A 19,435-nucleotide genomic window follows, 5' to 3' on the forward strand; every position below is an offset into this window, starting at 1 on the left:
TCATGCCGCGACGAAAAGAATGGCTCCTCAACATCATCGGGATTTTCATCACGGCTGTGTTTCTCTTTCCCGTTTACTGGATGATCGTCACGGCCTTGAAAAGCGAAGCCGAATTGTTTAAGATGCCGCCTTCCTTGTGGCCTGAGACATTCCAGCTTTCCAATTTTCAAGCTGTTTTTAAAGAGGGTGTCACCGGACATTTCATGAACAGCGTGCTGATTTCGGGAGTTGCGGCCGCGATTGTTCTGCTTTTGGCCGTCCCTTCCGCCTACGGTTTGGCCCGCTTTCCAATCCGCGGCAGGAAATGGTTCATCCTGTTGTTTCTGGTGACGCAGATGCTGCCGGCGACCGTTATTTTGACGCCGCTGTTTATCGCGTTTAACAAGCTGCACATCCTCAACACGTACATCGGACCGATTTTGGCCGCCGCAACACTTGGCATCCCTTTCTCGGTTTTGATGCTCAGAACCTTTTTTCTCGGGATACCGAAGGAGCTTGAAGATGCCGCCAAAATTGACGGGTGCAGCCGTTTTACAGCGTTTGTCCGCATCATTTTGCCTGTTGCCATGCCGGGAATTGCCGTCAGCGGAGCGATTTCCTTCTTTTTCGCATGGGGCGATTTAATTTACAGCATGACATTCAACAGAAACCAGGAATTGTGGCCGCTTACGGCGGGCATCTACAATGTGATCAGCCAATACGGCATTCAGTGGAATCATCTGATGGCATTTGCCGTCATTTCGGTTGTTCCGGTCATCATCATGTTTGTCATGCTGCAAAAACATCTTGTCAAAGGGCTTGTCAGCGGTTCAATCAAGTAAAAAGAAAGGGTGCTTTACCATGAAATTTTCCGACGGCTACTGGCTGACCCGTGACGGGTATGAGATCAGCACGCCAAAAGAAGCTTACGACCACCGGATTGATGAACATTCATTAACGGTTTACGGACCCGTCAAAGCGATTCAAAAAAGAGGAGACACGCTGGATACCCGCATGCTCACCGTCAGGTTTTCAAGCCCGTTTAGGGATGTGATCCGCGTGCAGGTTTTTCATTATAAAGGAAGGTCGCCAAAACAACCGGAATTTAAGCTGCAAATGACAGACACGAAGCCTCTCGTTTCAAATACGGACAATGAATTGACGCTGAAAAGCGGCCGCTTAAGCGTCACCGTAAATCAACAAGATTGGCGCTATCAATTTTCGCGGGACGGACAGAAGCTCACAGGCAGCGAGCCGAACAGCCTCGCCTACATCGCGGGCGATGACGGACGCACCTTTATCAGGGAACAGCTCGATATCGGCGTCGGTGAAATGATCTACGGCCTCGGGGAGCGCTTTACGGCATTTGTGAAAAACGGCCAGAGCGTTGATATCTGGAACAAGGACGGGGGCACAAGCACTGAACAGGCCTATAAAAATGTCCCGTTTTACTTGTCGAACAAAGGGTACGGCGTCTTTGTCAATCATCCTGAACTCGTCTCTTATGAAATCGGTTCTGAAGTCGTTTCAAAAGCGCAATTTTCGGTTGAAGGCGAATCGCTTGATTATTTCATTATCAGCGGATCAGAACCAAAAGAAGTGCTTAAGAATTACACCCGTCTGACAGGAAAACCGGCTCTTCCGCCGCCATGGTCGTTTGGACTGTGGCTGTCGACATCTTTTACAACCGATTATTCGGAAGAGACGGTCACCCGCTTTATCGACGGCATGAAGGAGCGGGATATTCCGCTCAGCGTCTTCCACTTTGACTGTTTTTGGATGAAAGAATTCGAATGGTGCAATTTTGAATGGGATGAGCGCTTTTTTCAAAATCCGCAGGAAATGCTCGGCCGCTTGAAAGACAAAGGGCTTAAAATCTGCGTCTGGATCAACCCTTACATCGCTCAAAAATCAAAGCTTTTTGAAGAAGGCAAAGAAAACGGTTATTTTCTAATGAACGCCCGGGGCGATGTCTGGCAGTGGGACCGCTGGCAGGCGGGAATGGCGATCGTCGACTTTACCAACCCAAAAGCGCGCGATTGGTACTGTTCAAAGCTTGAAAGACTGCTGGATATGGGAGTCGACTGCTTTAAGACGGATTTCGGCGAAAGAATTCCAGCGGATGCGGTCTATTTTGACGGGTCAGACCCTGAGAAAATGCATAATTATTATTCATTTTTATATAACAAAACCGTGTTTGACCTGCTGAAGGAAAAACGCGGTGAACAGGAAGCCGTCGTCTTCGCCCGTTCGGCGACTGCCGGCTGTCAGCAGTTTCCCGTTCACTGGGGCGGAGATTGTTTTGCCAGCTATGATTCAATGGCGGAAAGCCTGCGCGGCGGCCTGTCCCTCTCCCTTTCCGGCTTTGGGTTTTGGAGCCATGACATCGGCGGCTTTGAAAGCACGGCGACTGCCGACTTGTATAAACGCTGGACGGCATTTGGACTTTTATCGACGCACAGCCGCCTCCATGGCAGCGAATCGTACAGGGTGCCGTGGCTGTTTGACGAAGAAGCGTCAGATGTGATGCGGTATTTTGTCAAATTGAAGCACAGACTGATGCCTTATCTGTATGCCGCCGCATATGAAGCGCACACAGAAGGCGTCCCGCTGATGCGGGCGATGCTGCTCGAATTCCCTCTAGACAGAACTTGCGACTTTCTTGACAGACAATATATGCTGGGGGATGCTTTGCTTGTCGCGCCGATTTTTCGGGAAGACGGCGCTGTCAGCTACTATCTGCCGAAAGGAACGTGGACACACCTTTTAACAGGAGAAGACACCGAAGGCGGAGAGTGGAAGGAAGAGCAATACGGCTATATGGGGCTTCCCCTCTTCGTCAGGGAAAACACGCTGCTGCCGCTCGGCTGTGAAGCAGACCGTCCTGATTACGACTACCTCGATGATGTTTCGTTTTGCCTCTACCATTTGAAAGACGGATGCACAGCTGAACGGACGATATATAACGAAAGATGCGAAGTGATGACGATCAAGGCTTTTCGAAAGCAAAACACCATTACGGTTCAAGCTCAAGGCACCCAAAAGAAATGGAGGCTTTTGATCCGCGGTCATTCCCCCGTCAGCACAGTGATAAACGGATCATTGGAGGCCCTTCAGGAAGGAAGTGCGATTCGGCCAAAAGAAGCGGATCGCGATGTTGTGATTTTTTTCTAAAAGGAGTGAAAGACATGCTGAAGATCACCCGGATCCTCCTCTTGTCTTTGTTGTGCGCCTTCCTTGCCGCCGGTTTCAGTCTGCCGCAGCCGGCGGCAGGCAAGGCCCCGGGATACGATTTCCCGTTTCAAAATCCCAAGCTTCCCGTTAAGAAAAGAGTCAGTGACTTGATCTCCCATCTGACGCTCGCTGAAAAAGTGTCGCTGATGCATCAGTATCAGCCGGCCATTCCCCGCCTCGGCATTCCTGCTTTCAAGACGGGTACCGAAGCGCTTCACGGTGTTGCCTGGCTCGGGGAAGCGACCGTTTTTCCCCAAGCCGTCGGGCTCGCCCACACTTGGGACCGCGCCTTGATCAAGGAGGTCGGCTCAGCGGTCGGTGACGAGGTCCGCGGTTTTCATCATCTTGATCCGGCGGCAAACGGCGTCAATGTCTGGGCTCCCGTCGTCGATTTGCTCCGCGATCCAAGATGGGGCAGAAATGAAGAAGGCTATTCTGAAGACCCTTTTTTAACAGGAGAAATGTCAACCGCTTATGCGGCAGGGTTAAGGGGAGATGACCCCTTCTATTTGAAAACGATTCCAACTTTAAAACACTTTCTCGGATACAATACGGAAACGAACCGGGGCTTCAGTTCAGCGAGCATTGACCCGAGGAATATGCAGGAATATTATTTGAAGCCGTTTGAATCGGCCATTACCGAAAAAGCGGCGTTCGGCCTGATGCCCGCTTACCATTCCATCAACGACAAGCCCGCGATTTTGAGCCCGCTCCTTCAAAGCACTGTCAAACAAAAATGGGCCGGGGACGATTTCTTTATCGTAAGCGATGCTTATGATCCGTCAGGGATTGTCAATGACCACCATTACTACGACAACCATGAAGAAGCACATGCCCACGCTGTCAAAGCAGGCGTTGACAGCTTCACAGATCAGGATCAAAATCCCGAGCTGACAAAGAACGCCATCACGGGAGCGTTAAAAAAAGGGCTAATTTCCGAAAAAGACCTGGATCAGGCATTGGCAAACGTATTCAGCCTCCGCTTTCGCACAGGCGAATTTGACCCCGATGAACGCAATCCGTACAGCCGCCTGACTGATGACGTCATCAACAGTCCAAAGCACCAAAGGCTTGCGAAAGAAGCCGCGCAAAAATCAATCGTTTTATTAAAAAACAGCAAACAGCTTCTCCCCTTCAATAAGCGGAAAAAAGAACAGATTGCAGTCATCGGCCACCTCGGGAATACGCTTTATGAAGATTGGTACAGCGGTACGATGCCTTATCAAATCACCCCGCTTGACGGAATCAAAGACAAAATCGGCGAAGAGCGTGTCTCTTTTGCAGAAGGCCTCGAACATGCCGGATTCAAATCCATACTGACCGGAAAATATGTAACGGCCGGGCGCGGCGGCAAACAGCCGCTAGCAGCCGCAGCGGAGAAGCTTGAGCACAATGAGACATTCGACTTGGCCGACTGGGGAGGCGATGTATACACACTGCGCGCCCATGCGAATCGCCGCTATGTCTCGCTTCAAGACGACGGTCGTTTAATCGCCAATCAAAAACAGCCGAACGGCTGGACGGTTCGCGAAACCTTTCAGTTCGAAAAGCTGTCTGACGGAACGTTCGCTATCAAAAACAAAGCCAACGGCAAATACATCTCCGCCGCAACAGACGGCACCTTAACGGCCTCCGCGGAAAAACCGGCTTCAGCGGCAGAAAGGTTTGCAAAAACCATCGTCAAAAACGGAATAGATGAAGCCGTCCAATTGGCGAAATCGGCTGACAAAGCGATCGTTTTCGTCGGAAACAACCCTTACATCAACGGCCGGGAAACCGAAGACAGAGAGGATATCAAGCTTCCTTTCGCCCAGGAAGAGCTGATCAAAGCCGTCCATCAAGCCAATCCGAACACAGTGCTAGCCGTCATCAGCAGCTATCCGTTCGCACTGAATTGGGCCGACAGACACATCCCCGCGATTTTGTATACCTCCCACGGGGGACAGGAAGCGGGAAGCGCTCTGAGCGACATCCTCTTCGGTGATAAAAATCCTGGGGGACGGTTAACACAAACGTGGTACACATCTGCCAGGGACCTCCCTGATATGACGGACTACGACATCATCAAAGGAAAGAGAACGTACAAATATTTTGACGGCGATCCCCTGTATTCGTTCGGACACGGTTTATCATACACATCATTCCGCTATTCAAGCTTATCCGTTTCCTCAAACACCTTAAAAAAACGGGGAGCCGTCACGGTTCAAGTCAAGATCACCAATACGGGAAACAAAACAGGTGATGAAGTCGTCCAGCTCTATACCTCCCCCCGGTTTAAAACACGGGTTAAGCAGGCAAAACAAGATTTAAAAGACTTCAAGCGGATCACGCTTTCTCCGCAGGAAACGAAGACCGTGTCTTTCAAGCTGAAGCAAACAGACCTTGCCTTTTGGGATGTGACAAGAGAAAAGTTTGCCGTTGAAAAAGGCCCTTACCGAATCGCCGTCGGCAGCTCATCAACAGATATCCGCCGGACAAAGCCGATCCTTGTTGACGGAGAAACAATTCCGAAGCGGAACCCGGCGCAAAAAACAAAAGCCGAAAACTATGACGACTACAAAGGCGTACAGATCACCGAAGAGTCCAAATCAGGCGGTGATGCGGTCAAAAATGACGAAAACGGCGCATGGATCTCCTATAAAGATGTCCGCTTCAAAGGTGAAAAGCATTTGAAAATCAGAGCCGCAAGCAGCGGAGGCGGAGAAGTCGGCATCTACCTTGGGCATCCGGGAAAAGGCAAAAAAATCGGTTCTTTAAAGATCCCTGACACATCGGGACTGCAAAACTGGAAAACACTCGAAACACCCGTCAAAAGAACAGCAGGAACACACCATATTTATTTCGTTTTCCAAGGAAGCATTTCGATCGATACCTTTCAATTTCAACGCTGACAAAATAAAAAAGGCCATGCAGAGGATTCTGCATGGCTTTCGTCATTTTTTGTGTATTTTCACGCTTTACATTTTGGGAGATATGTATTAGAATTCTAGAAAAGTTGCATTAGGTAAAAAAAATAGCCTAAGGTAATAAAAAGTTACTAAGATAAAAATATTGTATTTAGGTCAAATTTGATATAGACATAGAAAGGGGTTAATGAACACTATGAAACCCGCAATCACTGTAAAAGATTTATATGTTTCATACCATGGCACTGAAGCGCTCCACAATATCACTTTCTCAATCAGCCAGGGCAGAATGGCCGGTATAATCGGACCGAACGGCGCCGGAAAATCAACGCTATTAAAAGCCGTACTGGAGCTGATTCCGAAGGATAAAGGCGACATCCGCCTGCTGGGAAAACCGCTTAAAGACGTTCGCAAAAAAATCGCCTATGTCCCTCAGCGGAATGACATGGATTGGACGTTTCCCATCAATGTGCTCGATACGGTTCTGCTTGGAACATACCCTGAACTCGGTGTTCTCCGCCGCCCGAAAAAGCGCCATAAAGACTTGGCATACCACTGCCTGGAAAAAGTCGGGATGGCGTCATTTGCCAAGCGTCAGATCGGCGAACTGTCGGGCGGACAGCAGCAGCGCGTTTTCCTCGCGCGGGCCCTCGCCCAAAATGCGGAGCTGTTTTGCCTTGATGAACCATTCGTCGGCATTGATGTCACAAGCGAAGACATGATTATCGCCATCTTAAAGGAACTGCGTGACGAAGGAAAAACCGTCCTTGTCGTCCATCACGATTTAAGCAAGGCGGACAGCTATTTCAACGAATTAATTTTGCTGAACAAAAAGCTGATTCAAACAGGCCCTGTCACCGACATTCTCAAGCCCGAGGTCATGATGAAAGCTTATGAATCGCAGCTTCCGTTTCTGCAAACAGAAAGGGGGGCCATCTGATGGAATTTATCAGCGGCTTGATGGACTACACCTTTCTGCAAAAATCGCTGTTCACTTCGATGATGGTGGGGATCATCTGCGGTGTGATCGGCTGCTTTATTATCTTACGGGGGATGGCGCTGATGGGTGACGCCATTTCCCACGCCGTCCTCCCAGGTGTCGCCATCTCGTATATGCTCGGCGTCAATTTCTTTTTCGGAGCCGTCTTTACAGGGGTTCTGACGGCACTTGGAATCGGCTATGTCAGCCAAAACAGCAGGATTAAAAACGACTCGGCCATCGGCATCGTCTTTACGGCGTTTTTCGCCATCGGCATTATCTTGATCACACTTGTGAAAAGCTCAAGCGACCTGTACCACATTTTGTTCGGCAACGTCCTGGCCGTCCGTTCATCAGACATGTGGACCACGCTCGTCATCGGCATCATCATTCTCACAGCGGTCTTTTTATTTTATAAAGAACTGCTCATCACGTCTTTCGATCCGACGATGGCTGCCGTCTACGGGTTGCCGAACCGGCTGATCCACTACTTTTTAATGACGCTTTTAACACTGGTCACCGTCGCGTCTCTCCAGACCGTCGGCATTATTCTCGTCGTCGCGATGCTGATCACACCGGCCGCCACCGCTTATTTATTAACGGACCGGCTTTGGGTGATGATCTATATGGCCGCATTCTTCGGCGCATTGTCAGCCGTCATCGGTCTCGGTTTAAGCTACACGTACAACCTCTCATCAGGAGCGGCGATCGTACTGGTGGCCACCATTCTCTTCGGTCTTGCCTTTACGTTTTCACCAAAACAGGGCGTGCTGTGGAGATCTTTGAAGTCAAGAAGAAAAAGGGCAGAGCTTCAACATTAATCGAACATAAAGGGGGAAAACAATTCATGAAAACCTTGCGAACACTTGCGATTTTGGCGGCTGTGGTCATGCTTTTTGCCGCCGGCTGCTCATCGAAGGAAAGCAGCGGTGAAAACGGAAAATTGAAAGTCGTCACCACCTACTCCATTCTCTATGACATCGTCAAACATGTCGGCGGTGACCACATTGATGTCTACAGCATTGTACCGGTCGGCACAGATCCGCACGAATACGATCCACTTCCAAAAGACGTCCAAAAAACGACGGATGCCGATATCGTCTTTTATAACGGACTGAACCTGGAAACGGGCAACGGCTGGTTCAACAAGCTGCTTGAAACGGCTGAAAAAGCGGGCGATGACGCCCCAGTCTACAAGCTGAGCGAAGGGGTCAAAGCAAAGCACCTCACCTCTAAAGGAAAAGAAACGGAAGAAGACCCGCATGCCTGGCTCGATATTGAAAACGGGATTCGATATGCCGAAAATGCCAGAGACGCGCTGATCAAAAACGATCCTGATCATAAAGAAGACTATGAAAAAAACGCGAAAACCTATATCGAAAAACTGCAAAAGCTCCATGACGATGCCGTCAACCGCTTCAAAGACATCCCGAAAGAACGCCGCATCCTCGTGACAAGCGAAGGCGCTTTTAAATATTTCGCTTCGGCCTACGGTGTCGACGCCAATTATATTTGGGAGATTAATACCGAAAATGAAGGGACACCGGGCCAGATGAAAAGAATCGTCGACACGGTGAAGAAAAGGGACGTTCCGGCGTTATTTGTTGAGACAAGCGTTGACCCGCGAAGCATGGAAAGCTTGTCCGCGGAAACCGGCGTGCCGATCAAAGGAAAAGTCTTCACAGACTCCATCGGAAAACCGGGGGAAGCCGGAGATTCATATTATGATATGATGAAAGAAAACCTCGACCGGATCCATCAAGGGCTCGCCGAATAAACTTGCGCTGCTGTACATCAAGTACAGCAGTTTTTTATGCTTGTTTCCATCTCTTTCAGAGCCCGCCCCACGATCTTGCCAGGCTTGCCCCTCAAAAATAGCGTATCTTGATTTTTTCTTCATCCTCTCTCGCAAACCGATACAATAGAACTATAAAAGGAGGTTTTCAGATGAAAGGCGGCCTGTTTCAAATGACTTCTGACATATATCAGACGCTCAGCGATTCTGAACGGCATTTTCCAATCAGCTGCGGCGCTATGTAAAGGAGCATCCCGATGCAAACGACCCGAGAAAACCAAAGAAGAGATGAAAAAATCGCAGAAGAAAAAATTCTGATGTGCATGAGTGATGGCAAATATTAAATCACAAAAAACCGGACGCCTTCCTGATTTGCAGGCGTCCGGTTCAACATCCAGATGTCATTTCATTTCTGATTGATGGCTCGAATGTTCTGCGGGAGCGGAATTCTGGCTGAAGAAGATGGTGTATACGCCGATGACGATGCCGACGTATACAATCGCTGAAACCGCCCAGATGAGCACTCTTTTATTGTTCACGACGGGTTCCTCCATTCCAGTTTCACCTTTTGCAGCCTGAGCGCATTCAGCACGACCGACACTGAACTGAAGGCCATCGCCGCTCCGGCGATCCACGGCGCCAAAAGCCCCAAAGCGGCAAACGGAATGCCGACACTATTGTAAGCAAACGCCCAGAAAAGGTTTTGTTTAATATTTCTGATCGTCAGCCTGCTCATGCCGATCGCGTCCGCAATGCTGTTCAAATCGCCGCGGATCAAGGTAATATCGGCTGCTTCCATGGCGACGTCTGCTCCGGTTCCGATCGCCATTCCGGTGTCGGCCGCCGCCAGTGCCGGAGCATCATTGATTCCGTCGCCAACCATGGCGACTTTTTTGCCTTCCGCCTGGATCTTTTTCACCTGATCTGCTTTTCCTTCCGGGAGAACTTCGGCAATCACATGCTCAATCCCCGCTTCAGCCGCAATCGCCTCAGCCGTCTTCCGGTTGTCGCCGGTCATCATCACGACCTCCAGCCCCATGTTTTTCAGCCTTTCGACAGCCGCTTTTGACGTATCTTTGATCGTATCAGCCACGGCAATCAGCCCGGCATAGCGTCCGTCAACAGCGACAAGCATCGCCGTCTTTCCTTGGCTTTCAAGCTTTTCCATCTCGGTGCTTGCTTCATGAATGTCAATATCATGCCGCTCCATGAGGCGTCTTGTACCGATCAAAATCGGTTGGCCGCCGGCAACCGCCTCAATACCGTATCCGGGTATCGCTTCAAAGCTTTCAGGACCTGTCAGCTCAATCCCTTTTTCGCTGATTCCTTCAACAATCGCTTCGGCAAGAGGATGCTCGGAGTTTTTTTCCGCCGAACCGGCCAGTTTGAGAAATTGTGCTTCCTCAATCCACGGTGCCGGACGGACATCGGTCAGCTGCGGCTTTCCATTTGTTACGGTTCCTGTTTTATCGAGCACGATCGTCTCCAAACGGTGGGCCGTCTCCAAATGTTCGCCGCCTTTAAATAAAATGCCGTATTCAGCGGCGCGGCCGGACCCCGCCATAATCGAAGTCGGCGTCGCCAGCCCGAGCGCACAAGGACACGCGATTACAAGCACCGCGATCAATTTTTCCAGCGCTGTCCCGAATTCTCCGGGGCTCACCAAAAGGTACCAAACGATAAACGTCACAATGGCGATCGCCACAACGATCGGCACGAATACTCCTGAAATCCGGTCGGCCAGGCGCTGAATCGGCGCTTTTGATCCTTGCGCCTCTTCCACCACTTTAATAATTTGCGCTAAAGCGGTATCTTTGCCGACTTTTTCGGCTTTGACTTTGATAAATCCGTTTTTATTGATGGTGGCGCCAATCACCGTGTCTCCAACCGTTTTGTCAACAGGGATGCTTTCACCGGTAATCATCGATTCATCCAAGGCTGAACGTCCTTCGACGATTTCTCCGTCGGCGGGAACTTTTTCCCCCGGTTTGACATGCATGATATCACCGGCTAAAACCTCTTCAATCGGCACCGTGATTTCCGCGCCGTTTCTGACAACGGTCGCCGTTTTCGCCTGCAGCCCCATCAGCTTTTTGATCGCTTCTGATGAGCGGCCTTTCGCTTTCGCTTCAAACAGCTTTCCTAAAATAATCAGTGTCAGAAGAATGGCGCTCGTTTCATAGTAGAGGCCTTCGGCGTGATGGCCGCGTCTAAGACTTTCAATACTTAAATAAAAGCTGTAGAAATAAGCGGCCGACGTCCCCAGCGCAACCAGCACATCCATGTTTGCGCTTTTGTTGCGGAGCGCTTTATAGGCCCCGATATAAAACTGCCTGCCGACGATAAACTGCACCGGTGTAGCCAAAGCGAACTGCACCCATGGATCCATGAACATGTCCGGCAGCCAGATAAAAGCCGTGAATTTGAAATGGCTGACCATTGCCCAAAGGAGAGGAAAAGACAAGATCACGGAAAAAATCAATTTGCCTGTTTGATTTTCAATGTCTTTTTCTCTTTGCTCGGCCGAGCTGTCCCGGGTGCGGTCCTTTTTCAACTCCAGCTTGTAGCCGAGCTTTTGTGCAGCTTCTTCCATATCTTCCGGAGAAACCGCGCCGGGATGGTATTCGACTGCAGCCGTTTCAAGCGCGAAATTTACGGCGGCGCTTTTGACGCCAGGCAGTTTGTTGAGGCGCTTTTCGATCCGGTTTGCACAAGCCGCACATGACATGCCCGAGATGGAAAATTCGGCTTTTTCGACAGCTACTTGATAACCGAGCGACTCCACCTTTTCAGCCAGCTGTCCGACATCGACTTGAGCGGGATCATAGACGACTTTGGATTTTTCCAAAGCTAAATTCACATTTGCGTCTTCAACTCCGTCAAGCCGTTTCAGCCCTTTTTCAATCCGCGCTGCACATGCTGCACACGTCATGCCGGATATTTGCAGTGTGGCCTCCTTTTGTCCATCCATGTTTATCACTCCTTATATACCCCTAACAGGTATATTCAGTGCAGAAAAAACCGCGCTTGATAAAGCGCGAACGTTTTTCCTAGCTTGCGACATCATACCCCTGATCCTCGATCGTATCAACGATCTCCTTCAGCGATACTTTTTCTGAATCAAAAGAAATTTCGACAGTGCCGGCGCCCAGATCCACCTTTACCGCTTCAACGCCGCCAAGCTCGCCGACGCTTCCTTCAACAGCCTGAACACAATGATTGCAAGACATTCCTTCGACTTTCAACGTTTTTTGTTCCATATTGAAAACCTCCTTGATTTTATATTACCATACCCCTGTAGGGTATTTCAATACGTTATGATTTTGAAAACCGTTTAAATACATCGAGAAGCTCTTCAATGGCTTCATCTCCCTCGCCCTTTTTCACGGCGTTGGCTACACAGTGGTGTGTATGATTTTCCAGCAGGCTGAAAGCCACCTTTTGCATGGCCGCCTGAACGGCGGAGATTTGCACCAAAATATCGACGCAATAGCGGTCGTTTTCAATCATGTTTTGAATACCTCTGACTTGTCCCTCGATTCTTTTCAAGCGGTTTTTGATCTGTTCCTTTTCTTTGGAACTTTTAGGGTTAAGCATATGATCATCATGATGTTCTGACATCGGAACACCTCTCTTTCAGTTATAGTCTGCCACAACCTTGTTACCATTATAAAATGCAAAAGGAAACATGTCTAAAAAAAGATACCCCGCATTGGCTGCGGGGTGTGTCTGTTTCGCTTTTATTTATTTAATGCTTTGAAGAATTCCCTCATAAACTCAGGAAGATTCGACCAATCGTGTCCTGAAACAAGGTTTCCTTCCACATGGAGCTTTTCTTCGATGTATGTCGCGCCAGCCGCTTCAACTTCAGGTTTGCAGGCAATGTAAGCCGTCAGCTCACGGCCTTTCAGATGTTCTCTCAGGCTTGTGAAAATCAGGCTCGCATGGCAGATGGCACCGACAGGTTTATTTTCTTCAAAGAAATGGGCGACGATCTTTAATAAGGAATCATACATCCGGATGAACTCAGGCGCTCGTCCGCCGGGGATGATCAGGCCGTCATACTCGGAAGGGTCGACCTCGTCAAATGAAGCGTGCGCATCAATTAAATAGCCCGGTTTTTCCGTATATGTATCCCAATCTAAGAAGTCATGAACAACCGTATGGATTTTTTTCTTTTTAGGCGCGGCAATCGTTGTTTCAAAACCTTCTTCAAGACAGCGGTAATAAGGGTAATACACCTCTAATGCCTCCACAGCGTCACCTGTTACAATCAACACTTTCTTCGCCATCAAAAACATCTCCTTTCTTTTTTTACTCTTCTATTTTATCTGAATCGGGCTGTAATTTAAAACCAAAGTGCTCAGACCTGATTTAGCCGACAATGGTGATCTGTTCGGTTTTCTCCTTCAGCTCTTCGAGGCTTCCTTGATCGATCCCTGAATCCGCGATGATGTGATATCCGTCGTGAAGCCGGTCGATCTGCGAAAATGCCCGCTTGCCGAATTTGCTGCTGTCCGCCATTAAAATCGTCTGGTCGGCGATGTCGATCATACGCTTTTTCAAGAGGGCCTGCCATTCGTTTGAATCGCTTAAGCCGCTCTCGGGATCGACGCCTTTGCATGAGAGAAACGTTTTGTTGACGTGATACAAATCAAGGGAACGTTGCGCCAGAGGCCCGACAAATGACATCGATTCAGGAAGCAGCATCCCTCCGGTGGAAATCACCGTTATCTTTTCTTTTTTCGCAAGCTCCATCGCCACTCTGACTGAATTCGTAATGACGGTCAGCGGGATGTTTCCGAGCGTTTTGGCCATATACCACGCCGTCGTGCTGGCATCGAGGATGATCCGTTCCCCGCTTTCCACAAGCTTGACGGCTTCATAGGCAATCATTTTCTTTTCCGCGACGTTTGTAATCTCCCGTTTTCGAAAATGAATCTCGGCTTCCTCGGTCTGTACACTGACGGCGCCCCCATGGCTTCTTTTCAGCTTGTTTTCTTTTTCAAGCTTTTCTAAATCGCGCCTGATCGTTTCCTCCGTGACGGAGAAAATTTCACTCAGCTCGGTGACGCGCACGCTCGAACGCAGATTGACAAGCTCAACGATTTTTTGGTGTCTTTCAGCTACAAGCATCCGTTTACTTCCTTCCTCTATTGAAAAATCACTGTTTTCTCCATGATAGCGCATCAGCGGTTCAGCGGGAAGAGACGCTACAGAATATGTTCGTAATAATGTTGATAAGCCGCTTCCCAGGCCCGCACATCTTCAGGTGTGTACGTTTTTTGCGGAAAGGAGGCTTTAATGGCATGACGCGCTTCCTGAACATCCCAAAACATGTCAAGCGCCATCGCCTGAACGGCAACATTGCCGATCGCACTCGCCTCGGAAGGCCCCGCCCAGACCTTTTTGGCCAATACATTCGCCGTGTACTGGCAGAGCAGCTCATTATGAATGCCTCCCCCAACCATGTGAAGCCCTTCGTACTGTTTTCCGGTCAGCCGCTCGATCCGCTCCAAGGTAAAACGGTATTTGAACGCAAGGCTTTCCAGGACACAGCGGATGATCTCTCCAGGCGTTTCCGGCACCTCCTGGTTTGTGTTCCGACAGTAGGTCTGAATCGCTTCAGGCATATTGACGGGATTGAGAAAGATGCTGTCATCAGGATCGAGCACCGCTTTAAAACGAGCGGACCGTCCGGCAAGCCTGACAAGTTCTTCGTTCGTAAACATAAGCCCCCTTTTTTCCCAATCGGCTTGGCAGCGCTGAAAAAGCCATAATCCCATAATGTTTTTCAGGAAACGGAATGTCCCGCCGACACCGCCTTCATTTGTAAAGTTCCAGTCTAAAGCGTCCTTACTCATGATCGGCCTGTCGAGCTCCGTTCCGATCAGCGACCACGTCCCGCAGATCAAGTAGACGAAGTCTTTCGTTTCCGCGGGAACGCCGACAACCGCCGAAGCCGTATCGTGTTCACCGACCGCGATCACCGGCACTGCCGGAACATCCAATTCTGCGCATACAGATGATGTAAGGCGCCCTGCTTCACTTCCGGGTTTGAGGATGTCGTTTGGGAAAATCGCAGCCGGAAGACCGAGGCGGCTGATCAGTTCGCGATCCCAGCCGGAGATTGTCGGATTAAACAGCTGGGTGGTTGTCGCATTGGTCCATTCGCTTTTTTTCTCGCCTGTCAAGAAGTAACGGAGCAAGTCGGGGATCATTAAAAGCGTCTCAGCGCGCTCGAGGAGTGGAGAATTCGCCCGTTTCAGCGCGTAAAGCTGAAACATCGTATTGAAGGGCAGCATCTGAATGCCCGTATGTGCAAATATCTTTTCCCTTCCTATTTTTTCAAATACTTCCTCCATCACACCCTCTGTGCGGGGATCGCGGTAATGATAAGGATTTCCCAGCAATTCTCCGTTTTGATCAAGGAGGCCGAAATCAACCGCCCAGGAATCGATCCCGATGCAGCTGATTCGGCCGCAGCCGTTTTTCGCTTTCAACACCCCTTGTTTGATTTCATGAAAGAGGCGGAGAATGTCCCAATACAGATGCTTCCCCGCTTGAACGGGCTCATTTGCGAAACGGTGAATTTCCCGCACTTTGATCAGGCTGTCGTCAACATACCCTGCAAAAGCTCTTCCGCTGCCCGCCCCGAGATCAAATGCCAAGATTGTCACCAGCTTGCACCGCCTTTGCCGCGCACGAGGATTTCTTTGGCATATCCGCTTTCCTGATAGGCTTTCAGCGGATCGGCCGGGACATTCATCTCCTCGCGTACGGCATGAAGAAGCGGCTTCACATCCAGTTCAAAAGCTTCGCGCACCGCCGCCTCACAAGCAAGGACATCGTGGTTTTCCTGCGCTTCTTTGACTTCTTCAAAATTGATGAGAAGCGCTTTTGCATAATAGGTCTGTACATTGACGACCGAGCGCAGCACAGCCGGGATTTTCGGCTCAAGATTATGGCATTGGTCAAGCATGTAGGAAATCTGTTCCGCTTTCCTCCTCACATGTGGGTCAGTATCGCGGGAGGCGTCTAAAATTTGATAAAAAATGAGAAACAATTCGTACGGATTGTGGGCGCCGACGATTAAATCGTCATCCGCATATTTGCGGCTGTTGAAATGAAAGCCGCCCAAACGCTGCTCATCGAGTAAATAGGCAACAATATGTTCAATGTTCGTTCCTTGCGGATGGTGGCCGGTATCGACGAGCACATCAGCCTTTGGACCGAGCTTTTGCGCCAGATTGAAGGCCATGCCCCAGTCCGCCAAATCGGTATGGTAAAAAGCCGGCTCAAAAAATTTATACTCAATCAGAAGCCGCATATCATCAGCAAGCGCCGCGTACACTTCCTTCAGGCATTCATACATCCAGCTTTTCCTCTTTCTCATGTCAGCCTGCCCCGGATAGTTGGTTCCGTCGGCAAGCCAGAGGCTGATTTCCTTTGAGCCGGTTTGTTTTGCGATGTCCACGCATGCAAGCAGATGGTCTGTCGCTTTCTTGCGAATCTCCGTTTTTACATTGGTAATGCTGCCGAATTTGTAGTCATCGTCTTGGAACAGGTTCGGATTGACGGCCCCGATCGCAACACCCAGATCTTCGGCGTGTGCTTTCAGCTTTGCATAATCATCGACCCTGTCCCATGGAATATGGATGGCAACGGACGGACAAACGCCAGTCAGCTTATGGACAACTGCGGCATCCTCCATTTTTTCAAAAGGATCTCTTGGCACACCTTCTTGCTGAAACACTTTAAAACGTGTGCCCGAATCTCCGTACCCCCATGAAGGCGTTTCGATTTTAAGCGCTTTCATTTTTTCGATTGCTTCCGTCAGGCTGATCCCCCTGTCTTTCTGCTGCTGTTCAAATAAAGCGTAAGATTGATCACTCATTGTACACCCATCCCCTTTATTTTATTGGTAGCGGATACGCCATTGTCGACATTAAAGCCAGTTCAGGCTGTGTTGTATCCATCCGGCTGTACTGGACGATAACGGGCAGATTGCTTTCAATCTCAATGGCATAAGGAACATTTTCGGGAATACGCGCTCCCGATGTCTCCAGCGAGCTTGTGCGGATATGTTTTGTTCTTCTGCCGCCAACCGTCTCCACCATCCCCTCAAGCGGCGGCCGATCCTCAAAATAGACTGTGATGTGAAGCTCCGCATCCTCCTCATGGCAATTCAAAACGCAAATCGATTCATGGCTGGTGAGACTCCCGGAGCTTTGAGGCGGGATAAAGCCGTCCGGTATGATCCAATGCCTTTCACCTTTCATCTCCCTTTTCCCCCTTTGTCTTCAAAAGCGGCCCTCAGGCCGCTTTTTCGATTATCTTGAAAATGCAGCCGGTACGCCTCCGTCAACCGTCAGCATACACCCAGTTGTTTTTGCCGCCTTATCCGAAGCAAAATAAGCGATCGCTTCAGCAATGTCAGCGGGATAAATATTGACGGACAGAGCCGTCCGCTTCCGGTAATGCTCCTCAAGACGGTCCGGCTCAATCCCGTAAGCGGCCGCCCTTTCTTCACGCCATTTCGAATCCCAGATCGCCGATCCTTGAAGAACGGCATCAGGAAGAACGGAGTTCACGCGGATTCCGTACGCTCCGCCTTCGGCGGCGATACACCGCGCCAGATGGACTTCCAGCGCTTTTGCGGAACTGTATGCCGAAGCGTTCCTGCCTGCATAGACGGAATTTTTGGAGCCGACGAACACCATGGTTCCACCGTTATTTTGTTTTTTCATTTGTTTAAAAGCTTCTCTGGCGACTAAGAAATATCCTGTTCCCAACACATTCATATTCAGATTCCATTCTTCAAGGCTCGTGTCATCAAGCGGGCTTGATGTGGCAAGCCCCGCATTATTGACAAGAATGTCGATTCCCCCGTACTTGAGGACGCTTGTTTTGAAAGCCTGCCGCACTTCCTCTTCTTTCGTCACGTCGAGCCGGACGGCCGCCGCCCGCTCCCCTCCGTACTGTTCATTAATCTCCGCCGCCGTTTTTTCTGCACCTTCCTGATTAATATCAGCGACGATGACGTGCGCTCCTTCAGCAGCAAGGCGGCGGCACGTCTCACTGCCGATTCCTCCAGCTCCTCCCGTCACAAAGGCCGTCTTGCGGGAAAATTCGGCTTCCGGCGGAGCAAGTGTCAGCTTATAAAGTTCAAGCGGCCAATATTCAACATTGTAGGACTCTTCTTCATGAAGAGAAACAAAGTTTCCAAGGGCTTCCGCCCCTTTCATGACGGCGATCGCCCGATGGTATAAATCCCTGGTCACCTTCGCCATCGCCAGGCTTTTTCCGGTTGTGACCATACCGAGTCCCGGGATGAGGATGACGCGCGGCGCCGGTTCAAACATGCGGTCTCCTTCCTGCTTGTTTCGCTCAAAATAGGCTTTATATTCATCTTTAAATCTGGCGATCTCTGTTTTGATCAATTCAATCAGGCGGTTTGAGTCGTTTTCAGACGGGTTCCACGGGATGTATGCCGGAACGCGCTTTGTATGAACGAGGTGATCCGGGCAGGCGGCGCCGATTTGTGAAAGCGCCGGAGCATGTTTGCTTGACACGAATTCCAGCACTTCATCCGAATCGCTCCATGTCAAGAGCAGATTTTTTTGATCACTGACAAGGCCGCGGATAACGGGCATGATGTCTGCAAAGATGCGCTTTCGTTCATCAGCCGGAAGCGCATCACACGCCTTGCCTCCGAACGGTTGAGTCTCGGCTGACCGCCGTTTAATATACGCTTCCGCTTCCCTGATCACGGCAATTGTCTGATCATAGCTTTCTTTTGCCGTTTTGCCCCATGTGACAAGACCGTGCTTTTCCATCAGCACAAGCTCCGCATTCGGGTTGTTCTTCACCCCTTGGGCGATCATTTTGGATAAAGCAAATCCAGGCCGTACATAAGGAACCCATACAAAACGGCTGCCGAAAATCTCTTCTGCATGCTGCTTCCCGTTTTCAGCGCAGCAAATGCTGATGATGGCATCCGGATGTGTGTGGTCCACGTGCGGAAAGGGCAGAAAAGCATGCAAAAGCGTTTCAATCGATGGCCGCGGGTGTCTGCCGTCGATCATGCAATGGGATAGATAAGCTGTCATTTCTTCGTCAGTCATATGCTCGCGCTCGATCAGCGGCTGAATGTCCTCGAGTTTCAATCCGGTAAACTGCTCGGCTGTCATGGCCGCCAAGTCTGATCCGCTGCCCTTGACCCACATCACATCAATGTCACGGCCGCGAAAATCTTTTTCTACCGTTTTCATCGAAGTATTGCCGCCGCCCCAGTTGCAAACCGAACGGTCAGAGCCGATCAGGTTGGAGCGGTACACGAGTTCAGCAAGACCGCTGCATTCGGCAGCTTTCTCATCAGACCATAAATATTCCACCATATCAATCACTCCGTTTTTGTTTGTTTACTTTTGAATATTTTTGTTTTTAGAGTATCATATATTGATTTATTTTGTAAGCGTTTTTTTTAACGCTCGATTTTGTTAAACAAGGAACAACATATCATAATTTATATTTCCGTAA

16 protein-coding genes are annotated in these 19,435 nt (G+C 49.7%); 6 read left to right on the forward strand and 10 right to left on the reverse strand.

Annotated elements, in window-relative coordinates:
* The first annotated feature begins 2 nt into the window (after window positions 1-2).
* The 6 genes from P3X63_RS18670 to P3X63_RS18695 all read left to right on the forward strand — a co-directional run bounded on the left by P3X63_RS18670 (window position 3) and on the right by P3X63_RS18695 (window position 8,875).
* Window positions 3-821: a carbohydrate ABC transporter permease gene (locus P3X63_RS18670; RefSeq protein ID WP_026588763.1), complete on the forward strand. Its 819-nt coding sequence runs from the start codon at window positions 3-5 to the stop codon at window positions 819-821.
* 19 nt (window positions 822-840) lie between these two features.
* Window positions 841-3,153 carry an alpha-xylosidase gene (gene yicI, locus P3X63_RS18675; RefSeq protein ID WP_026588764.1) on the forward strand — a complete coding sequence of 771 codons (2,313 nt, stop codon included), beginning with the start codon at window positions 841-843 and terminating at the stop codon, window positions 3,151-3,153.
* 14 nt (window positions 3,154-3,167) lie between these two features.
* Window positions 3,168-6,104 (forward strand): glycoside hydrolase family 3 C-terminal domain-containing protein, encoded by a 2,937-nt coding sequence (locus tag P3X63_RS18680; RefSeq protein ID WP_277691658.1) that lies wholly within the window; start codon window positions 3,168-3,170, stop codon window positions 6,102-6,104.
* Window positions 6,105-6,315: 211 nt separating this feature from the next.
* On the forward strand, window positions 6,316-7,059 hold the full coding sequence (locus tag P3X63_RS18685; protein WP_026588766.1) for a metal ABC transporter ATP-binding protein: 744 nt from the start codon (window positions 6,316-6,318) through the stop codon (window positions 7,057-7,059).
* Window positions 7,059-7,919, forward strand: a complete 861-nt coding sequence (locus P3X63_RS18690) for a metal ABC transporter permease (protein ID WP_026588767.1) — start codon at window positions 7,059-7,061, stop codon at window positions 7,917-7,919. The genes P3X63_RS18685 and P3X63_RS18690 overlap by 1 nt, the downstream gene beginning before the upstream one ends.
* A 26-nt stretch (window positions 7,920-7,945) precedes the next feature.
* A complete protein-coding gene (locus P3X63_RS18695) occupies window positions 7,946-8,875 on the forward strand; it encodes a metal ABC transporter substrate-binding protein (RefSeq protein ID WP_277691659.1) in 930 nt (309 codons plus the stop codon).
* A gap of 419 nt (window positions 8,876-9,294) precedes the next feature.
* On the opposite strand, the gene P3X63_RS18700 is transcribed toward P3X63_RS18695, so the two are convergent.
* The 10 genes from P3X63_RS18700 to P3X63_RS18745 form a co-directional block, all read right to left on the reverse strand.
* Window positions 9,295-9,432, reverse strand: a complete 138-nt coding sequence (locus P3X63_RS18700) for a hypothetical protein (RefSeq protein WP_179115647.1) — start codon at window positions 9,430-9,432, stop codon at window positions 9,295-9,297.
* The gene (locus P3X63_RS18705; protein ID WP_277691660.1) at window positions 9,429-11,864 is read right to left on the reverse strand and encodes a heavy metal translocating P-type ATPase; all 2,436 of its coding nucleotides are present in this window, start codon (window positions 11,862-11,864) and stop codon (window positions 9,429-9,431) included. Before P3X63_RS18705 ends, P3X63_RS18700 begins: the two co-directional genes overlap by 4 nt.
* 79 nt (window positions 11,865-11,943) lie before the next feature.
* Window positions 11,944-12,153 (reverse strand): copper chaperone CopZ, encoded by a 210-nt coding sequence (gene copZ, locus P3X63_RS18710; protein ID WP_026588770.1) that lies wholly within the window; start codon window positions 12,151-12,153, stop codon window positions 11,944-11,946.
* A gap of 55 nt (window positions 12,154-12,208) precedes the next feature.
* Window positions 12,209-12,514 (reverse strand): metal-sensing transcriptional repressor, encoded by a 306-nt coding sequence (locus P3X63_RS18715; RefSeq protein WP_026588771.1) that lies wholly within the window; start codon window positions 12,512-12,514, stop codon window positions 12,209-12,211.
* Window positions 12,515-12,633: 119 nt separating this feature from the next.
* A complete protein-coding gene (locus P3X63_RS18720) occupies window positions 12,634-13,185 on the reverse strand; it encodes a DJ-1/PfpI family protein (protein WP_026588772.1) in 552 nt (183 codons plus the stop codon).
* Between the two features lie 82 nt (window positions 13,186-13,267).
* Complete coding sequence (locus P3X63_RS18725) at window positions 13,268-14,029, reverse strand: DeoR/GlpR family DNA-binding transcription regulator (protein WP_277691661.1); 762 nt, start codon at window positions 14,027-14,029, stop codon at window positions 13,268-13,270.
* A 77-nt stretch (window positions 14,030-14,106) separates the two neighbouring features.
* Window positions 14,107-15,573 carry a rhamnulokinase gene (locus tag P3X63_RS18730; RefSeq protein ID WP_277691662.1) on the reverse strand — a complete coding sequence of 489 codons (1,467 nt, stop codon included), beginning with the start codon at window positions 15,571-15,573 and terminating at the stop codon, window positions 14,107-14,109.
* On the reverse strand, window positions 15,570-16,790 hold the full coding sequence (gene rhaI / locus P3X63_RS18735; RefSeq protein ID WP_026588775.1) for an L-rhamnose isomerase: 1,221 nt from the start codon (window positions 16,788-16,790) through the stop codon (window positions 15,570-15,572). The genes P3X63_RS18730 and rhaI overlap by 4 nt, the downstream gene beginning before the upstream one ends.
* 16 nt (window positions 16,791-16,806) lie before the next feature.
* On the reverse strand, window positions 16,807-17,175 hold the full coding sequence (locus P3X63_RS18740; protein WP_026588776.1) for a sensory rhodopsin transducer: 369 nt from the start codon (window positions 17,173-17,175) through the stop codon (window positions 16,807-16,809).
* 51 nt (window positions 17,176-17,226) lie between these two features.
* Window positions 17,227-19,293: a bifunctional aldolase/short-chain dehydrogenase gene (locus P3X63_RS18745; protein ID WP_277691663.1), complete on the reverse strand. Its 2,067-nt coding sequence runs from the start codon at window positions 19,291-19,293 to the stop codon at window positions 17,227-17,229.
* Between the last annotated feature and the right edge of the window lie 142 nt (window positions 19,294-19,435).

The organism is Bacillus sp. HSf4, from assembly GCF_029537375.1.
GTDB lineage: Bacteria > Bacillota > Bacilli > Bacillales > Bacillaceae > Bacillus > Bacillus sonorensis_A.